Source organism: Pseudomonas sp. LBUM1659 (assembly GCF_059716045.1).
In genome coordinates this window covers 1,626,126-1,644,520 of record NZ_CP166797.1, presented here as the reverse complement: position 1 = coordinate 1,644,520, position 18,395 = coordinate 1,626,126, and the positions used below count along the sequence as shown (strand labels likewise).

The 18,395-nt window shown below is 60.0% G+C and carries 18 protein-coding genes; 10 read left to right on the top strand and 8 right to left on the bottom strand.

The window, feature by feature from the left end; all coding sequences use genetic code 11:
• Positions 1 to 6: 6 nt before the first annotated feature.
• Positions 7 to 1,185, top strand: a complete 1,179-nt coding sequence (locus ACA048_RS07405; RefSeq protein ID WP_007946791.1) for a vWA domain-containing protein — start codon at positions 7 to 9, stop codon at positions 1,183 to 1,185.
• 120 nt (positions 1,186 to 1,305) lie between these two features.
• Here the strand turns inward: ACA048_RS07405 and ACA048_RS07400 are convergent, their stop codons facing one another.
• The 4 genes from ACA048_RS07400 to ACA048_RS07385 are packed head-to-tail and all read right to left on the bottom strand — an operon-like array spanning position 1,306 to position 5,013.
• Entirely contained in the window at positions 1,306 to 2,232 is a 927-nt protein-coding gene (locus ACA048_RS07400; RefSeq protein ID WP_497628567.1) for a 5-oxoprolinase subunit C family protein, read from the bottom strand.
• Positions 2,229 to 2,933, bottom strand: a complete 705-nt coding sequence (gene pxpB / locus ACA048_RS07395) for a 5-oxoprolinase subunit PxpB (RefSeq protein WP_497628566.1) — start codon at positions 2,931 to 2,933, stop codon at positions 2,229 to 2,231. The genes ACA048_RS07400 and pxpB overlap by 4 nt, the downstream gene beginning before the upstream one ends.
• Positions 2,930 to 3,682, bottom strand: a complete 753-nt coding sequence (locus ACA048_RS07390) for a 5-oxoprolinase subunit PxpA (RefSeq protein WP_497628565.1) — start codon at positions 3,680 to 3,682, stop codon at positions 2,930 to 2,932. The genes pxpB and ACA048_RS07390 overlap by 4 nt, the downstream gene beginning before the upstream one ends.
• Positions 3,683 to 3,726: 44 nt before the next feature.
• Complete coding sequence (locus ACA048_RS07385) at positions 3,727 to 5,013, bottom strand: MFS transporter (protein ID WP_497628564.1); 1,287 nt, start codon at positions 5,011 to 5,013, stop codon at positions 3,727 to 3,729.
• Positions 5,014 to 5,161: 148 nt separating this feature from the next.
• Between ACA048_RS07385 and ACA048_RS07380 the strand changes: the two genes are divergently transcribed.
• The 4 genes from ACA048_RS07380 to ACA048_RS07365 all read left to right on the top strand — a co-directional run bounded on the left by ACA048_RS07380 (position 5,162) and on the right by ACA048_RS07365 (position 11,452).
• Positions 5,162 to 6,091 (top strand): LysR family transcriptional regulator, encoded by a 930-nt coding sequence (locus ACA048_RS07380; protein WP_497628563.1) that lies wholly within the window; start codon positions 5,162 to 5,164, stop codon positions 6,089 to 6,091.
• Positions 6,092 to 6,202: 111 nt separating this feature from the next.
• On the top strand, positions 6,203 to 8,125 hold the full coding sequence (locus tag ACA048_RS07375) for an IucA/IucC family protein (RefSeq protein WP_497628562.1): 1,923 nt from the start codon (positions 6,203 to 6,205) through the stop codon (positions 8,123 to 8,125).
• On the top strand, positions 8,115 to 9,344 hold the full coding sequence (locus ACA048_RS07370; protein ID WP_497628561.1) for an MFS transporter: 1,230 nt from the start codon (positions 8,115 to 8,117) through the stop codon (positions 9,342 to 9,344). Before ACA048_RS07375 ends, ACA048_RS07370 begins: the two co-directional genes overlap by 11 nt.
• A complete protein-coding gene (locus tag ACA048_RS07365) occupies positions 9,341 to 11,452 on the top strand; it encodes a TonB-dependent receptor (RefSeq protein WP_497628560.1) in 2,112 nt (703 codons plus the stop codon). The genes ACA048_RS07370 and ACA048_RS07365 overlap by 4 nt, the downstream gene beginning before the upstream one ends.
• A gap of 78 nt (positions 11,453 to 11,530) precedes the next feature.
• On the opposite strand, the gene ACA048_RS07360 is transcribed toward ACA048_RS07365, so the two are convergent.
• Genes ACA048_RS07360 through ACA048_RS07350 form a run of 3 tightly spaced genes read right to left on the bottom strand, consistent with a single transcriptional unit; the run spans position 11,531 to position 13,393 of the window.
• Entirely contained in the window at positions 11,531 to 12,073 is a 543-nt protein-coding gene (locus ACA048_RS07360) for a DUF2937 family protein (RefSeq protein WP_497628559.1), read from the bottom strand.
• 12 nt (positions 12,074 to 12,085) lie between these two features.
• A complete protein-coding gene (locus ACA048_RS07355) occupies positions 12,086 to 12,862 on the bottom strand; it encodes a class II glutamine amidotransferase (RefSeq protein WP_497628558.1) in 777 nt (258 codons plus the stop codon).
• 33 nt (positions 12,863 to 12,895) lie between these two features.
• Complete coding sequence (locus ACA048_RS07350; protein ID WP_497628557.1) at positions 12,896 to 13,393, bottom strand: MFS transporter; 498 nt, start codon at positions 13,391 to 13,393, stop codon at positions 12,896 to 12,898.
• Between the two features lie 160 nt (positions 13,394 to 13,553).
• Here ACA048_RS07350 and ACA048_RS07345 point away from each other — a divergent pair, with 160 nt between their 5' ends.
• Positions 13,554 to 15,608 carry a S9 family peptidase gene (locus tag ACA048_RS07345; RefSeq protein ID WP_497628556.1) on the top strand — a complete coding sequence of 685 codons (2,055 nt, stop codon included), beginning with the start codon at positions 13,554 to 13,556 and terminating at the stop codon, positions 15,606 to 15,608.
• A gap of 122 nt (positions 15,609 to 15,730) precedes the next feature.
• The gene (locus ACA048_RS07340) at positions 15,731 to 16,204 is read left to right on the top strand and encodes a cyclic nucleotide-binding domain-containing protein (protein ID WP_497628555.1); all 474 of its coding nucleotides are present in this window, start codon (positions 15,731 to 15,733) and stop codon (positions 16,202 to 16,204) included.
• On the opposite strand, the gene ACA048_RS07335 is transcribed toward ACA048_RS07340, so the two are convergent.
• Positions 16,201 to 16,491 (bottom strand): hypothetical protein, encoded by a 291-nt coding sequence (locus tag ACA048_RS07335; RefSeq protein ID WP_497628554.1) that lies wholly within the window; start codon positions 16,489 to 16,491, stop codon positions 16,201 to 16,203. The two genes, ACA048_RS07340 and ACA048_RS07335, sit on opposite strands and share 4 nt — an antisense overlap.
• A gap of 95 nt (positions 16,492 to 16,586) precedes the next feature.
• Between ACA048_RS07335 and ACA048_RS07330 the strand changes: the two genes are divergently transcribed.
• The 3 genes from ACA048_RS07330 to ACA048_RS07320 all read left to right on the top strand — a co-directional run bounded on the left by ACA048_RS07330 (position 16,587) and on the right by ACA048_RS07320 (position 18,356).
• Positions 16,587 to 17,273 carry a spermidine synthase gene (locus tag ACA048_RS07330; RefSeq protein WP_007898703.1) on the top strand — a complete coding sequence of 229 codons (687 nt, stop codon included), beginning with the start codon at positions 16,587 to 16,589 and terminating at the stop codon, positions 17,271 to 17,273.
• Between the two features lie 49 nt (positions 17,274 to 17,322).
• On the top strand, positions 17,323 to 17,694 hold the full coding sequence (locus tag ACA048_RS07325) for a YajD family HNH nuclease (RefSeq protein ID WP_003222612.1): 372 nt from the start codon (positions 17,323 to 17,325) through the stop codon (positions 17,692 to 17,694).
• Between the two features lie 191 nt (positions 17,695 to 17,885).
• Positions 17,886 to 18,356, top strand: coding sequence for an RNA methyltransferase (locus ACA048_RS07320; protein ID WP_008153126.1), 471 nt, complete (start codon positions 17,886 to 17,888; stop codon positions 18,354 to 18,356).
• The last annotated feature ends 39 nt before the right edge of the window (positions 18,357 to 18,395 follow it).

Genomic DNA, 18,395 nt, shown 5'->3' with positions numbered 1-18,395 from the left:
AACGCCATGCTGCTCAACCTCTTCAATGAAATGCGCGCCGCCAAGGTGCCGGTCTCGGTGCGTGAGCTGCTGGACCTGATCAATGCGCTGAAACAGCGCGTGACCTTTGCCGACATGGACGAGTTCTATTACTTGTCCCGGGCGATTCTGGTGAAGGACGAAAAGCATTTCGACAAGTTCGACCGAGCATTCGGGGCTTACTTCAATGGCCTGGAAAAACTCGACGACCACCTTCAGGCCCTGATTCCCGAAGACTGGCTGCGCAAGGAATTCGAACGCTCCCTGACTGACGAAGAGCGGGCGGCAATCCAGTCCCTTGGCGGCCTGGACAAACTGATCGAAGAGTTCAAGAAGCGCCTCGAAGAACAGAAAGAACGCCATGCCGGTGGCAACAAGTGGATCGGCACTGGCGGCACCAGTCCGTTCGGCTCTGGCGGATTCAACCCGGAAGGCATTCGGGTCGGCGATGCCGGCAAGCGTCAGGGTAAAGCGGTCAAGGTCTGGGATCAGCGCGAGTACAAAAACCTCGACGATTCGGTGGAACTGGGCACGCGCAACATCAAGGTCGCCCTGCGCCGCTTGCGCAAATTTGCCCGTCAGGGTGCCGCGGAAGAGCTGGACATCGACGGCACCATCGACCACACCGCCAAAGATGCCGGGCTGCTAAACATCCAGATGCGGCCGGAGCGGCGCAACACCGTCAAGTTGTTGCTGCTGTTCGACATCGGCGGCTCGATGGACGCGCACGTGAAGATTTGCGAGGAGCTGTTTTCGGCCTGCAAGACCGAGTTCAAGCACCTGGAGTACTTCTACTTCCACAACTTCATTTATGAATCGGTGTGGAAGAACAACATGCGTCGCACCTCCGAACGCACATCAACCCAAGACCTGCTGCACAAGTACGGCGCCGACTACAAAGTGATCTTCATCGGTGACGCCGCCATGGCGCCTTATGAAATCACCCAGGCGGGCGGCAGCGTCGAGCACTGGAACGAAGAAGCCGGTTATGTGTGGATGCAGCGGTTCAGGGAGAAGTACAAGAAGCTCATCTGGATTAACCCGTATCCGAAAGATACGTGGGGCTATACGTCGTCGACCAATATTGTGCGGGACTTGATTGATGATCAGATGTATCCGCTGACCCTGCGGGGGTTGGAGGAAGGGATGAGGTTTCTTTCCAAGTAATCTTTGCTGCCCGTTCGGGCCCCATCGCTGGCAAGCCAGGCTCCTACAGGGATTGGGGTGGTTCACATATTTTGTGAACGACCTAAATCCCTGTAGGAGCCTGGCTTGCCAGCGAAGCTTTTAGCTTTTCAGGAATCGATGTAGATATTCGATCTGCTCGCGATGCGCCACCTCCTGCACCACCGGCCGCAACCGCACCTTCGCCCCCGGCAAGCACTGCGCCAGCCGCGCCAGCGCCAACGGCGTCAACGCCCCCAGGCGCGGATAACCGCCAATGGTCTGCCGATCATTGAGCAATACAATCGGCTGCCCGTCCGGCGGCACTTGCACCGCCCCGAGCGGGATGCCTTCGGAAATCATCGGTTTTCCCTGGTACTGCAACGCCGTGCCCAACAAGCGAATGCCCATCCGGTCGGCGCGGCTGTCGAGGGTCCACACACTGTTGAACGCGTCGAACAGACTCTGCCCGCTGAATTCGCCGATCTGTGCGCCCAACACCAGATCCAGCGGCGAATCGTCGGTGAAGTCCGGTCGATGCTCCGCCGGCAACTCCCGCAGCAGGAGCAACGCACTCCCGGCATAGCTCAGCTGCGCACCTTTGGCCAACGCTCGGCCCCTGCCATCCAGACCGCCCAGTTCCTCACGGACCACGGTCGAACGACTGCCCAAGACGCTTGGCGCATCAAACCCACCCGGCGCTGCGAGATAAGCCCGAGCCCCGAGCAGCGGCTGCGTAAACTGCAATCGCTGGCCTTTATGCAGCCTGAAACTGCGCCATGGCGCCAGTGCCTCGCCTTCGACTTGAGCCCCCAGATCCGCCCCGGCCAACGCCAGCACGCAATCTTCTTCGGCCACCACGGTGAACCCGCCGAGGGTAATTTCGATCACCGGCGCATTCAGGTCATTGCCCAGCAGCCAGTTGGCCCAGGACATTGAACGCCAATCCAGCCCGCCCCCCTGCGTCACGCCCAGATGCCGCACGCCAAAGCGACCGGCGTCCTGTAACAGGCACAGCGGCGTACTCGCTTCTATTGATAATCGGCTCATGCCTGCGCCTCCAATGGCGTGTCGTCACCGCCCAAATGGATAAACTCGGCATGGCTGACGGTTTCAAAGCGCACCGTGTCGCCGGGTTGCATGAGGCTGTAGCCATCACGTTCGCGGTCGAACAGTTTGGCCGGGGTGCGCCCGATCAGGTTCCAGCCGCCGGGAGAGACGACCGGATAGGCGGCGGTTTGGCGCTCGGCGATGCCGACACTGCCCGCCGCGACTTTTTTGCGCGGGGTGTTCAGGCGTGGCGCGGCAAGCACTTCTTCGACCAGCCCCATGAACGCGAAACCCGGCGCGAAGCCCAAGGCGAACACCTGGTACTCGCGCCCGCTGTGACGGCGGATCACCTCCTCCATCGCCAGCCCGCTGCGTTGCGACAACAGGCTCAGCTCCGGGCCGACGCTCAAGTCATACCAGACCGGCAGCACATGACATTTACCGCCGGTGTGGGTGTTGGGCGACAGGTCGATCAGCGCTTGGGCGATCAATTCCCGAGCCTGAGCCGGGCTTAGCACGGTCAAATCGTAATGCACCATCAACGTCGTATAGGACGGCACCAGATCGATGAGATGCGCGCCGAACGCAGCCCGCAGGTTTTCGCTGGCCGCCAGCATCCACGGCATGTTGGCCTCACTGATCTCATCAAAAAGACGCACCATCAGACAATCCAGCGCCACCACCTCTACCCGCATTTTCATGGTGCGCTCTGCTGATCAAGGGCTTCGCGAATCCGCCGCACAGCAGCGACCGAACTGGCGTTGTCGCCGTGCACGCAAAGGGTGTTGGCTTGCAAGTGCAACGCGCTGCCGTCACTGGCGGTGAGGTTGTCGCCACGGGCAATGGTCAGCGCCTGCTCGATAATTTTTTCGGGATCATGATGCACCGCGCCCGGCAGTTGCCGGGAAACCAGCATGCCCGCGCTGTCGTAGGCGCGGTCGGCGAAGGCTTCGAACCACAAGGTCACGCCATATTCATCGCCCAGTAGCTGCGCAGCGCTGTTGTCGCGGGTCGCCATCAACATCAGCGGCAACGTTCGGTCATAAGCCGCCATGGCCTGAAGCACCGCACGCAATTGTGCCGGGTTGGCCATCATGTCGTTGTACATCGCGCCGTGGGGTTTGACGTAGCTGACACGCCCACCCTGAGCCCGACAAATGCCGTCGAGCGCACCGATCTGGTAATGCAGAATGTCCTGGAGTTCCTGGGCGGCATACGCCATCGAGCGCCGGCCGAAACCGACCAGATCCTGATAGGCCGGGTGCGCGCCGATCTGCACGCCGTTGCTCAGCGCCAGGCTGACGGTCTTGCGCATGATGCTCGGGTCGCCGGCATGAAAGCCGCAGGCGATGTTGGCGCAATCAATGAAGGGCATGACTTCGGCATCCAGACCCATGGTCCAGCTGCCGAAACTCTCGCCGATATCGCAGTTCAATAGCAGGCGGCTCACGGAGAACACTCCTGTAGGTTCTATTCTTTTTAGAGGTAGGCAGATTACTGCGCATCCAGTTGTTTGCCACGGGTTTCCGGCAGGCTCAGTGCGGCAAGGATGACTACACCGTAGGACACTGCCGCAAACGCCCCGATGCCTACGCTCAATGGCACCTTCTGGCTAAGCAAACCGATCAGCAGCGGAAACAATGCCGCCAGCGCCCGACCGATGTTGTAGCAAAAACCCTGGCCCGAACCGCGAATCCGTGTCGGAAACAATTCAGTCAAAAATGCGCCCATGCCGCTGAAAACCCCCGAAGCGAAGAAGCCCAGCGGGAAACCCAGCCACAGCATCACGCCATTGCTGACGGGCAATTGGGTGTAGAGCAACACGATGGTGAACGAGCCGACCGCGAACAGAATGAAGTTCTTCTTGCGGCCAAGAATGTCAGTCAAATAGGCGCTGATGACGTATCCGATGTAGGAACCGACGATCACCATCGCCAGATAACCGCCCGTGCCGAGTACACTCAAACCCCGCTCGTTCTTCAGAAACGTCGGCAACCATGAGGTGATTGCGTAGTAACCGCCCAGGGCGCCGGTGGTCAGCACCGAAGCGCGAATCGTGGTGAAGAGGATGCCGGGGGCAAAAATCTCGTAGAACTTCGCAGGATTGCTCGGTTCCTGTTTGGCTTTGGCTTCGCGGTAGATCTCCGGATCCTTGACCAGACGACGAACGAAGATCACAAAAATCGCCGGCACAATGCCGAGGATGAACAGCGCACGCCAGGCATCTTCCGGCGGCAACAACGAAAACAGCAGCGCATACAGAATCGCCGTCAGCCCCCACCCCAGCGCCCAGCCCGATTGCACCATGCCCACCGCTTTACCGCGGTCCTTGGCGCGAATCACTTCGCCCATCAGCACGGCGCCGGCGGTCCATTCACCGCCGAAACCGAAGCCCATCAGGGTGCGGCTGATCAGCAGTTGCTCGTAGTTTTGCGCGAAGCCACAGAGGAAGGTGAAGAAGGCAAACCACAGCACCGTCAGTTGCAAGGTGCGCACACGACCGATGCGGTCGGAGAGAATTCCCGCCACCCAACCACCGATGGCCGAAGCAATCAGGGTGCTGGTGTGAATCAGCCCGGCTTCGCCGGTAGTAATGCCCCACATCGCAATCAGGGTCGGCACCACGAAGCTGAGCATCTGGGTGTCCATGCCGTCCAGGCCATAGCCGATCTTGCAGCTCCAGAAGGTGCGGCGTTCCTGCTGATTGATGTTGCGGTACCAGTCGAAAGGTCCCGGGCGAGCCGTAGTTTTGGGGATGTCGAGCGTGTCGGGCGCACTCATGGCAAATCTCCGCGCTAGTTTTTATTGGTATTGTTCTGAGCCCCGACGACGCCTATCGTGGGAACCGGATGCGCCGATTTTTGGGTTCCCGGCCCTGCTACGTCCAACTAATAAAAACCGGGCTTAGGCATAAGAAAAAGTTGATCCCATGAATTTGAAGTTTCTCGAAACCTTTGTCTGGGTCGCCCGACTCAAGAGTTTTCGCCTGACCGCCGACAAGCTCTTCACCACCCAGGCCTCGATTTCCAGCCGCATCGCCGTGCTCGAAAGTGAGCTGGGGGTGAAACTGTTTTTGCGCGATTCACGCGGCGTCAGCCTCACGCCCGAAGGCCTGAAAGTGCTCGACTATGCCGAGCAGATGATGGACACCATGCAAGCGCTCAAACAGTCGATCGAGACCCGTTCGAGCAAGGTCGGGCGGGTGCGGATTGGCGTTATGGACACAGTGATCCACACCTGGTTGAGCCCGCTGGTGGCGCAGATGACGGATCTCTATCCGTTGGTGGAAATCGAACTGGTGGCCGATACCTCGCTCAACCTCTGCGATCAGCTGCAAAAAGGCTTTCTCGATCTGATCCTGCAAACCGACCTGATGCGCCAGGAAAGCGTGCGCAGCCTTGAACTGGCCAGTCATCCCATGGGCTGGATCGCGGCGAGTAATTCCCTCTACAACCGTGAGTATTCGGGCATCGCCGACCTGGCGCGCGAGCGGATCATTACCTATTCGAAAAACTCCCATCCGCATCAGGAGGTGCTCGCCCTGATGCAGGCCCATGGCGTGATGACGCCACGCCTGAACTGCGTGAACTCCGTGTCGGCGATTACCCGATTGTTGCGCGATGGTTTCGGCATTGGTGCGCTGCCACCGGTGCTGGTGGCCGAGGAACTGGCGCGCGGGGAATTGACCTTGCTGGCCATTGATCAACGGCCACCGGATTTGCAGGTGGTGGTGTCGTGGCGCACGGGCGTTGAGTGGGTCGAGGAGATTGTGGCGTTGTGTCAGCACGTCTTGGAGCGTTATGCGCAGAAAGTGGGCGAGCACTACATCGTCTTGAGCAAATCCCAGACCAGAATCTGAAGGACACTTTCTGTAATGTAATTATTAATTACTATCATTTGCATTGTATTTCCAAAAAGATATTCTCTGCGCGCTTTCAGCTAACCAACTGTCCACAAGGAATCGGACTTGATGCGCGCCTACACGCAAAGACAGCAGCAATTGCTCGCTCACTGGAGCGAAGCCCTTGGCACTCGGGCTTTCCAGTCCCACCGCATCACCCTCGACCATTTGAGCAATGCGCTGGAGCCCGCCGCCCAGCGCTGCTTCCAACGCCTGATCCAGGCGCTGTTTCGTGAAGGCCTGATCAACCCCGACGCTTGCGAATACGACGACAATAGCCGTTGCTGGCTGCCACTTGGCGATGGCGCATACCTGTGCTTCGAGCACCTGAGCGGCACAAGAATGAACAGCTGGGACGTGCGCGGCAGCATCGTCCTGCATACCCCTGACAGACTGCCCCGCAAAATCCAGCTGCCCAGCGAATTGCTCGCTCACCTCAGCACTCAGCTCAACCCGCCAGCCTCCCCGCAGGTACTGGAGCGTCTGGCCCGGGAACTGGATGACAGCTTCAGCAACGACACCCTGTGCCTGGCGTTTCACACTGGATGGACTGAGCGCCTGAGAAAACAGATCGACACCGAGTACGACGACAACCTGCTCGCCTGGCTCAAAGCCGGCGCCAGTCATCAGAACCCTACGTCACTGCTCGAACAGTGGGGCACGCTCGGCCATCCATGGCACCCGAACTACAAGACCAAACTGGGTTTGAGCGCCGCTCAGGTCATCGCTTTCTCGCCAGAGTTCGAAGCGAGTTTTCCGATTGTGCTGTGCGCCCTGCACCGCCAGTACGCACACGTCGAAGCGCTGGCGGGTACTGCCGATTATTGGGATTGGTGGCAAGGTCACTTCCCACAGGCCGCCGAACAATTGCAGCGCCATTTGCAGCAGCTGGGCCTGGACGCAAAGGACTACCTCCCGCTCCCGTCGCACCCTTGGCAAGCCCATGAAGAACTGCCGGATTCGTTCGCCAACGAGATCGCCGACAACCTGCTGATCGTCACTGACATCGTCGCTTTTACCGGCCACCCGACCATGTCCTTCCGCACGGTCCTGCCGGACGCCAGCCGCGTTGCGCCGATGGTCAAACTGCCGGTGGCTTTGCGACTGACCAGTGTGCAGCGCACCGTGTCGCCGCGCTCAGCCCGGATGGGGCCGCGCATCAGCCAACTGATACTGAAGATCCTCGATCAGGAGCCGCAGATTCAGCGTCTGCTGAACATCGTTCCGGAGCGCATCGGCGTGCACTACGCGCCCCAACCGGCCGATGACGAACGCTCCCGGCATGCAGCCGTGCTGTATCGCGACAACCCGCTTACCCTGCTGCAAGAAGGCGAATTGGCGGTGCCGGTCGGCAGCCTGTTCGCCGTCAACGAATTCGAACAACCGTTGCTGCGTGATTGGGTAAGACTGGCTCAGGGCCGTGACGACAGCGAGGCCATGCTGGCGTTCTTCGATGATTACCTGTCGATTGCCGTACCGAGTCTGTTGGGCATTTACCTGATGTATGGCGTAGCGTTCGAAGCGCACCAGCAAAACAGTTTCATGGTGATGGGCGCTGACGGGCAGTTGAATCGGCTGTTATTGCGTGACTTTGGCGACGTGCGTATCGATCGCAAAACCCTGCACGCCAGGGGCCTGGACATCGAGCTGCACGATCCGAAAATGACCCTGTATGACGATTCCGGTTTTGTCCGCGACAAACTCCTGCACACCACGTTCATGTGCCACCTCGGCGAGCTGACGTTGCTCTGTGCCCGCCACTGGAATGTACCGGAAAATATCCTTTGGGAGCGATTGGCAACGCACGTTGCGCAATGCTTCGAGACCTTGCGCGAGCGCGTTGAACCGACACGCTGGGAAAGCGAGCGCCAAGCTTTGCTGGAACAGGATTGGCCAGCCAAATCTTTCATGCGCATGCGCTTGCTCGACAGTCATGCCGACATCGTCGGACGCCTGAGTAACCCGCTGCGACCCATCACCCATGCTCGCTGACGGTCGCGCCCTGCGACTGCTGATCGTTATCCAGTTTGTCTCCATGGGCGCGATGGAAATGAGCGGCCCGTTCTGGCCCCTGCAGATCCAGCACCTGCTCGGGCCGGAGGGCGCCGGCTACACCGCGCTGTTATCGGCGATGGTCTATGCCGGTCCAATGCTGGCCGCCATGCTCCTGACGCCCATGTGGGGCCGGTTGGGCGATCGTACCGGACACAAACCGATGATTGTTCGGGCGCTGCTGGCACTTGCACTGTGCCAAGGGTTGGCGGCCATCACCCTCGACCCGTGGCTGCTGGTGGGTATTCGCGTGATGCAAGGCGCGTTGGCCGGGTTTCTCGCCGCCGCGCAAGCCTATGCCTTGGCCTGCTGCGACAGTTCCAGACGGGGTCACACCCTGGCCCACCTGCAATCGGCGACTGCAGTCGGCTCGTTGATCGGCCCGGTATTGGGCGGCTGGCTGATGGACGTCTCGGGATTTGCCCTGCTCTGTTATGGCGCGACGTCGATTTGCCTGTTGTGCGCCTTGGGGAGTTTTTTCCTGCCGGCCGACAAGGCTCAGGCCTCGAAGAAAAAACCTGTTGAACCCGTGGCGCTGCCCAAAGGCTGGCTCGGTGGAATCCTGTTCGTGATCGTGCTGATTCAGGCCGCGAAGATGATGCCGCAGCCATTCTACGCGCTGTACGTCGCGAACATTCTGCACGCCCCGAGCTGGCTGATCGGCGCCACCTACGCGGCGAGCGCCGCGACCCTGGCCATTTCCGCACCGCTGTGGGGACGCCTGTTCGACCGCTGGCAGCCGGCCTACACCTTGCGCGTCATCGAAGGCGTGGCCTGGCTGTGTGCCCTGACGCTGGCAGCCACGGCATTGGCCAACGAATGGCTGGGATTTCTCGTCAGTCGACTCGTCTGGGGCATCTGGCAAGGCGCCCTGCTGCCTGTGGCTTATGCCCTGATCGCCAACAGCGTATCCGCCAACCAACAGGGCTTTGCGCTCGGCCTTGGCAACAGCGCGGCCAAGGCCGGCGCTCTGCTCGGTGCCGTTCTCGGCGGAGTCGGCATGGGGCTGGTCGGATTGACCCACAGTTTCTGGCTGGTGGCGCTGACCTACGCCGTAGCCGCCATCGGGATCCGCTGGGTGCGGTCATTCAACGCCACACCTGACCGCTCGAACGTATCTATCCACACTTATCACAACTCAAAAAAGTCCTCATCATGACCCGAACCAAACTCCCCCTGCTGATCCCGCTGCTAGGGACCTTCAGCGCCCAGTCCTGGGCCGAAGATACCGAGCAGCAGCCTGGCACGTTGAACATGCAAGCCACCGTCGTCTCCGCGACTCGCAGCGAAGCGACCATCGCCTCGATTCCAGGTTCGGTCCTGGTGATCGACGAACAGCAGATCCGTGAGCAGAGCGGCGCAGGTCGCCGGATCTCCGACATTCTCGGGCAATTGGTCCCCGGTCTTGCACCGTCCAGCGGCGGGATGAGCAACTTCGGCCAGACCCTGCGCGGGCGCAACATGCTGGTATTGATCGACGGCGTATCGCAGAACGCCACACGCGACAACTTCCGCCAGCTCAACAGCGTCACCCCGGCCAGCGTCGAACGCATCGAAGTGGTCTCCGGCGCCAGCAGCCTCTATGGCGCCGGTGCTTCAGGCGGCATCATCAATATCATCACCAAGCGCAATCAGGGTCAGGACATTGCCTACAGCAGCAAACTGGGCCTGACCACCGGCAACAACCTCAATAGCAAAGGCTTCGCCTACGAAACTTTTCAGAGCGCGACCGGGCGCAAGGATGCCCTGGACTGGTATGTCTCCGCCGACCTGATCCAGCGTAACGACATGTACGACGGCAACGGCAACCGCATCCCTCAGGACACCTCTCAGGGCAGCAGCATGGACACCGAAACCTATGACTTGCAAAGTCGTTTCGGTTACGAACTGGATGCCGACAAAAAACTCAGCCTGTCGCTGCAGGACTACAAGGATCAGCAGGACACGGGTTACACCAAAGACCCGAAAAACCTGCAGCAAGCCGTGGCGGTCAAGGGATTGAAACTGGATGAACAACCCTATACCCACAACCAGGCAGTCAACCTCAACTACACCGACGAGGACTTCTACGGTCAAGGCCTGCAATTGGAAAGTTACTGGCGCCGCGCCGATGCACTGTTCTTCCCGGACCTGTCGCGGGGCAAGGCGGGGATCTCCGACAACAACAGCGTGCAGGATGTCTACGGCCTGCGCGCAGCCATCGACACGCCGCTGCCGGCCATCGGGAGTGCCACGGGCAACCTGGTCTGGGGCACCGACTTTGATAATGAGCGCTCCCGCCAACGAGGTGATCAATACACGCTCAATGGTCTGACCTACACCAAGACCGGCACCACCTACGAGCTGGGCCCGGACATCGAAACCACCACCAAATCGCTGTTCGGGCAGATGTCCTGGGACATCGGTGACTGGACCTTGCGTGGCGGTGTGCGCCGTGAATGGATCGAAAGCGACGTCTCCGACAGTATCGCCTATGGTGAGATCGTCCAGACCGGCGTACGCGCAACGCTGCCCGGCGACACCCTCAATTACGATGCCACGCTGTACAACCTGGGGGCGGTCTACCACCTGAGTGAAAATCAGGACGTATTCACCAATTTCAGCCAGGGGTTTTCGCTACCGGATATCCAGCGCTTCATGCGTGATGTCAGCAGCACCTTCGACATCCAGAGCCTCAACGCCCAGGCCATCAAGGTCAACAGTTACGAGGTGGGCTGGCGTGGTGACTGGGACCGGTGGCAGGCCGACGTCACCGTGTATGAAAACACCTCGGACGTGACCCAGTTCTACGATGCCAATGATCGCGTATTACGCCTGATCAACCAGAAAGAGCGCGTTCGCGGCATTGAAAACAACTTGAACTACCGCGTGACCGATCAATGGTCGGTGGGTGGCACTTACGCCTGGGCCAAAGGCGAGACCGAGCAGAACGGCAAATGGATCGATCTGCCGGCCACGCGCATCTCACCGGCCAAGACCACGCTGTTCGTCGGCTATATCGAAGAGGATTACAACCTGCGCCTGCAAGGCATGCATTTGTCCAGTTATGACGCCGCCGCCAAGGACAACAACGGACGCGACATCGACGGTTATACGCTGGTGGACCTGCTCGGCTCCGTGCAACTGCCGGTCGGTCGTCTTGAAGGCGGGGTGTTTAATCTGACGAATCGCACGTATGTAAACCTGTTCACCCAGGCCAACGCCAGAGCGCCGTTCGCCAACGCCGAAGGCCGCACGCTGAGCATGAGCTACTCCGTCGACTGGTAAAAGCAGGAGCCGGCTTGCCAGCGATGCGATCTGCCAGACATACGTGTCGCGGCAATCGCCGGCAAACCGGCTACAGGGTTACAGGCCGCGCACATCCCGGTCTTCAATCGGCCGGCTCTGGCGCAGGCGTCTGCCGCCCAGCACCACCCAGTCGATCAAGCGGAACAGGCATTCGATGCCGAACGACAGCAGCATCGCGCCGCTCATGCCCCAGATCATCGCTTGCGGCGTCAGCAGGATCTGGTAGCTGTAGCCATTCCAGGTTTCCTTGCGGATGTCCGGGTCGGCGGCCAGCACCACTTGCAGGAAGCGGATGTACCACGGACCTTGCATGGCCTGGAATTGCTTGTCCAACGCCAGCTGACGGGTCAGCAGGTTGCTCAGGCTGTCGGCATCGCTGCGAAAGATCGGGTCGTCACTGGCGCGGTAATGGGCAACCAGCGCCTGCATGTCGCCCTTGAAGAACTGGTTGGCCGTCCCCTGAAAACCACTCAAACCGGTCTGCGCCTCAATCAGGTGCGCCTCGACCCGCTTGGCGTAATCACTGATAAACCCCGGCACCTGGACACCGATCAACAGTCCCGCCGCAAACAACACCAGCCGTAGATAACTGAGCAACATCGGGGGAGATCCTTATTCGGTCTTGCCCTGACTGACGCATTCGCCGCGTCGCCAGAGGCTCCATTGGCCCGGTTCGTAGCGGGTCCAGGTTTCGTTTTCAGTCAGGGGTTCGGTGGCAATCACCGTCACCACGTCGTTGGGCGTGGTTTCGGCCTGGAAGTCGACGATCACATCGACATCCTTCAAGCGCGCAGGACCGAAAGGTGCCCGACGGGTGATCTGGGCCAATTTGGTCGAGCAATAGCAGAACAGCCAGTCGCCGTCGCTGAGCAGGCAGTTGAATACGCCTTTGCTACGGTATTCGGCGCAGGCCGCCACCAGGTCGGGCAGCAGTGCTTCAACCTCGACCGGTTCCGGGAACGCCGTGCGTACGCGGTTGAGCAAATCGCAGAACGCTGCCTCGCTGTCGGTGTCACCAACGGGGCGATAGAAACTGGCTGTCGGTTGAAAGTCAGCGAGTTGGCCGTTGTGGGCGAAACACCAGTTGCGCCCCCACAATTCGCGCACGAACGGGTGGGTATTGGACAGGCAAACCTTGCCGACATTGGCTTGGCGGATGTGCCCGATCACCACTTCGCTTTTGATTGGATAGCGCTGTACCAGGTTCGCAACTTCAGACTCGCTGCTGGCGGCCGGGTCCTGAAACAATCGAAGACCGCGACCTTCATAGAAAGCGATCCCCCAGCCATCACGGTGCGGGCCGGTACGGCCGCCGCGCTGCATCAGCCCGGTGAAGCTGAACACGATGTCGGTCGGCACATTGGCGCTCATGCCCAATAACTCACACATGTTCGGACTCTCGATGAAAAGGCAGGGGCAAGGTTACAAACGCGGCTCGACTCGCAATCGCTGAGGATTGCTCGGAACCGGCGGGCGGCCGTAACGATCATCGCCGGCACCGCCGAAGGGATGATCGTCTTCAGGGTCTTCGGCTTTAACGGCAGCCCTGGCGGCGGCCGCTTGTTCCTTGCGAGCATTGGAGGCGCGCTCGATGGGGAAGCGGATTGCTACCATGACCAGGTAAAGACCAAAGGCAATCATGCCGTACATGAGCAGATCGGAAATCGCCCGCCACGCGTTGTTGCCGACCTTGAACAACAGGTCGAGCGCCGTGATGGCGATGGCCGGCGCGACTTTATCCTTCACCGGATCGATGATCGTCGGGCTGAATAGCAACACGGCCACCAGCAGCCGCAGCGGCTCGCGCAGCCAGCGCCACATCCAGCGGGTCAAGCGCATCCACACCAACAGGCAGCCTAAAGCGGCAAAGGCGTAGAGGCCCCAAGCGATCAGATAGTCGTTCTCTGTCATGGTGTCCATGGCAAGGCAGGCAAAGAGGCGCTTATAGTAACGACTTTTCGCACATCAGGCTTGTTCTTGTGGGAGTGAGCCTATGTGGCGAGGGCGCAAGCCCCCTCGCCACATAGGCTCGCTCCCACAGGTGCGCCCCCCAAATTCGTACAACGTTCGAGAGTCTTTCATGCCCTTATCCGCCAACGTTTCCGACGCGCCCATTGCCCACAAGGCCGAAGGCGATGACCCGTATGCCTGGCTGCAGGAGCGCGACACCGTCGCGGTGCTCGACTACCTCAAGGCTGAAAACAGCTTTCAAGAGGCGCAAACCGCCGATCAGGCAGGCCTGCGCGAGACCCTGTACGAAGAGATCAAGGGCCGGATTCTCGAAACCGACTTGTCGCTGCCCTCCCCTTGGGGTCCGTACCTGTATTACACGCGGACCACCGCCGGTGACGAATATGCCCGGCACTACCGCTGCCCGCGCCCGGCCGATGACAGCCTGCAACTCGACGAAAGCCAGGAACAGCTGCTGCTGGACCCGAACGAGTTGGCCAACGGCGGCTTCTTCTCCCTGGGGGCGTTCAGCATAAGCCCGGACCACCAGCGTCTGGCCTACAGCATCGATGCCAGCGGCGACGAGATATACACGCTGTTCGTGAAGGAATTGTCCGACGGTCGCGTCAGCGAACTGGAGTTCCAGGACTGCGACGGCAGCATGACCTGGGCCAATGACAGCCTGACGCTGTTTTTCGGCGAGCTGGACGACACCCATCGCCCGCATAAACTGCTCCGTTATCGGTTGGACGGCACGGCCGCCGAAGAAGTGTTCCATGAGCCGGACGGACGTTTCTTCCTGCATTGCTACCGCTCAAGCTCCGAACTGCAACTGCTGCTGTCCCTTGGTAGCAAGACCACCAGTGAAGTCTGGGTGCTTGACGCCTCCCTGCCGCATCAGGCCTTCACGTGCCTGGCGCCACGGGTTGAAGACCATGAATACGACGTCGATCATGGCGCCCTTGATGGAGAATGGACCTGGTTCATTCGCACCAACCGCGACGGCATCAACTTTGCCCTGTACAGCGCCGTCGACACCGGCGAGGCGCCCACCGAAGCCGACTGGCAAAACCTGATCCGCCACAGCGACACCGTAATGATCGACGGCATGAGCCTGAATACCGGCGCCATGACCCTGAGCCTGCGCGAAGGTGGTTTGCCGATCATCGAAGTCCATTCACAAGGCCTGACGCCTTATCGCGTGCAATTGCCGGATGCGGCCTACAGCCTGCACGTCCAGAACAGCCTGGAGTTCGTCAGCGACAAGATTCGCCTGCGCTACGAGGCGTTGAACCGCCCAGCGCAAATTCGCCAGCTTGAACTGGAGAGTGGCGAACAGAAAGTGCTCAAGGAAACCCCGGTGCTCGGCCCGTTTGATGCCGATGCCTACGTCAGCCAGCGCCTGTGGGCAACCGCACCGGACGGTACACAGGTGCCGATCAGCCTGGTGGTCAAACGCGAACATCTGGGCCAACCCGTGCCCCTGTACCTTTACGGTTATGGCGCTTATGGCGAAAGCCTCGACCCGTGGTTCTCCCACGCCCGTTTGAGTCTGCTGGATCGCGGCATGGCCTTCGCCATCGCGCACGTGCGTGGCGGCGGCGAGTTGGGCGAAGCCTGGTATCGGGCTGGCAAGCAGGAACACAAGCACAACACCTTCAGCGACTTTATTGCCTGTGCTGAACATTTGATTGCCAACGGCTTCACCACCGCGCCACAACTGGCGATCAGCGGCGGCAGTGCCGGTGGTTTGCTGATTGGCGCCGTGCTCAATCAACGGCCGGAGTTGTTCGGCGCAGCGATTGCCGAAGTGCCATTCGTCGACGTGCTCAACACCATGCTCGACCCGGACCTGCCCCTGACCGTCACGGAATACGACGAATGGGGCAATCCGCAAGAGCCGGACGTTTTTGATCGGATCAAGGCCTATGCCCCGTACGAAAACGTCACCGCGCAAGCCTATCCGGCGACGCTGGTGATCGCCGGCTACAACGACAGCCGTGTGCAGTACTGGGAAGCGGCAAAGTGGGTAGCGAAATTGCGCGCGACCAAAACCGACAGCCATCTACTGCTGCTCAAGACGGAATTGGGCGCCGGACATGGCGGGATGAGCGGTCGTTATCAAGGATTGCGTGACGTAGCACTCGAATACGCATTTTTGTTCAAGGTTTTGGGCATTGCCTGAGGAACTTGGCGCGGGGTGCCGGTCTTAAGACCAGACCCCGGCACACCACTTATCCCTACAGGGGTTTGTGGTGGGCTTCAAATTCGAACCAGCAACAGACACAAGAAAAAGACCGTGACGACATGTCAGAACCAACCTTACTGAACAACGAAATTCGCGATTGGCTGATGGACTGCGGCCTGTTCGATCAATTGCTGCCCGCCGATTTTGCGGCGGCCTCGGGCTATTTCAGCATCAGCACCGTGGCGCAGGGCGAGCAGATTTTCCATGAGGGTGATGCCGGCAGCTTCATGTGCATCATTCACTCCGGACAGGTAGCGGTGCAAAAAACCAATACTGACGGGCAACTCGTGACCATGGCCACGTTGCGCAGCGGCCGCTCGTTCGGCGAAATGGCGGTGCTGGACGGTGAACGGCGTTCAGCCAGTTGCGTGGCCGCGAGCAACTGCCAGTTGCTGAACCTGGGCAAGGACTCGCTGGAAAAGATGATCAACGACGCGCCAAAAATCGCCGCCAAGATCATCCGCGCCCTCGCTGTCGCTCTCTCCAAACGCTTGCGCATGGCCGACGGACAACTGCTTTCGCAGCAGGTTTAACCGCCCGGCGATTTGACTTTCGTCGGGTTTTGCTCGATCCCCGGCACAGGCTGGTCCTTGGTCGGCGGGCTCGGCATTTCAATTGGTACCAACGGCGGACCGCTACTGCCGGGGCCGGTTTTTGGCAAGGAGGGCGCGGTGATTTGCGGGTACGGCGTCGGCGTCGCGGTGCCAGGTGAACCGGGCATGGGGGCGGGGCTGACGGGGATCGATTGCAACGTTTGCGCCTGCACTGCAGTAATCGAGAGCGCGGCCAGAGCAATGGCCGTTAGAATAGTGCGCTTCATCAATGGCTCCGTTGGCCTTGTTGTCCCTTTCAGGCTACTCCCAACTGCGTCCGTTTGCCCTCCCCGTTTATGCAAATCTGTCTCAAGAGAGCCCCATGAAACGTTTCGTTCTGCTCGACACCACGCCCATTCCTGAAAACGGCGGTGCCCTGTGCCTGTTCGAATACGGTGAGGATTTCGTCATCAAGATCCAGGGTGGCGACGGCGGACAACTGATGAACACCCGCATGCACGGCTCCGAGGATGCGCTCGCCGAAATCCCCTGCCGCAAAGTGGCTGGCCGACCGAATTCACGGGTGCTGATCGGCGGCCTGGGCATGGGCTTCACCCTCGCCTCGGCGCTCAAGCATTTGGGCAAGACTGCCGAAGTCGTGGTCGCCGAGTTGGTGCCGGGCGTGGTGGAATGGAACCGTGGGCCGCTGGGCGAGAAGGCCGGCAACCCGTTGCTCGACCCGCGCACCGTGATTCGCATGGAAGACGTGGCCAAAGTGTTGCAGGCCGAGCCGCAAGGGTTCGACGCGATTATGCTCGACGTCGACAACGGCCCCGAAGGCCTGACCCAAAAAGCCAACAGCTGGCTCTACTCCGCCGGCGGCCTGAGCGCCTGCGCCAAGGCCCTGCGGCCCAAAGGCGTGCTGGCAGTGTGGTCGGCGAGCGCTGACAGGCAGTTTTCCGACAAATTGAAAAAGGCCGGTTTCAAGGCCGAGGAAGTGCAAGTCTTCGCCCACGGCAATAAGGGCACACGCCACACCATCTGGATTGCCGAGAAGCTCAAGGGCTGAGCTAAACTTCGCTTAATACCGTCATTAGTCTTTTTACAAAGGTGAACCCATGAGTTCGTCCACCCCGACCAATACTTCGAAGCTGGACCGCATCCTCGCCGACAACCAGCGCGACAAGGAAATGGGCTACCGCGACAAGGCCCTGAAAATGTACCCGCACGTATGCGGCCGCTGCGCCCGTGAATTTTCCGGCAAGCGCCTGAGCGAACTGACCGTGCACCACCGCGACCACAACCACGACAACAACCCACAGGATGGCTCCAACTGGGAACTGTTGTGCCTGTACTGCCACGACAATGAACACTCGCGCTATACCGATCAGCAGTATTTCGGCGATGGTTCGCTGAGCACGCCGAAAATCGCCAAGGCGACGCATAATCCGTTTGCGGCGTTGGCTGGGTTGATGAAGAAAGAAGACTGAAGATCTTCAGTGTCTTGACTGACCCCTTCGCGAGCAGGCTCGCTCCCACATTGGATCTTGGTGCGCCATAGATCCCTGTGGGAGCGAGCCTGCTCGCGAAAGCTATAGCCCGGACACCACCAATCTCAAACTGAACACCCCTCCCCCAATCCCCGTATAATCGCCGTTTTTTCCCCGAAGGCACCCCGCTCGTGGCAGACAAACGGTACAGCTGCATTGGTTTGTATAACCCCAAATCACCGGAAAACGTCGGTTCGGTCATGCGCGCCGCCGGCTGCTATGGCGTGGCGTCCGTGTTCTACACCGGCAAGCGTTATGAACGCGCCGCCGACTTCGTCACCGACACCAAGCGCGTCCACTACGACATCCCGCTGATCGGTATCGACGACCTGAAAAAAATTCTGCCGCTGGGCTGCGTGCCGGTTGCCGTGGAACTGGTCGAAGGCGCCCGCTCCCTGCCCGAATACACTCACCCGGATCGCGCCCTCTACATCTTCGGCCCGGAAGACGGCTCGCTGGACAAAGAGATTCGCGACTGGTGCGAAGACGTGGTCTATATCCCGACCACCGGTTGCATGAATTTGGCAGCCACCGTCAACGTCGTGCTTTACGACCGCATGTCCAAAGGGCTCAACACCCGTTCCGGGGCGAAATTTCGCTGATTCAACGTACATTCGATGGAACAAGCCGCCGGCTTCGGC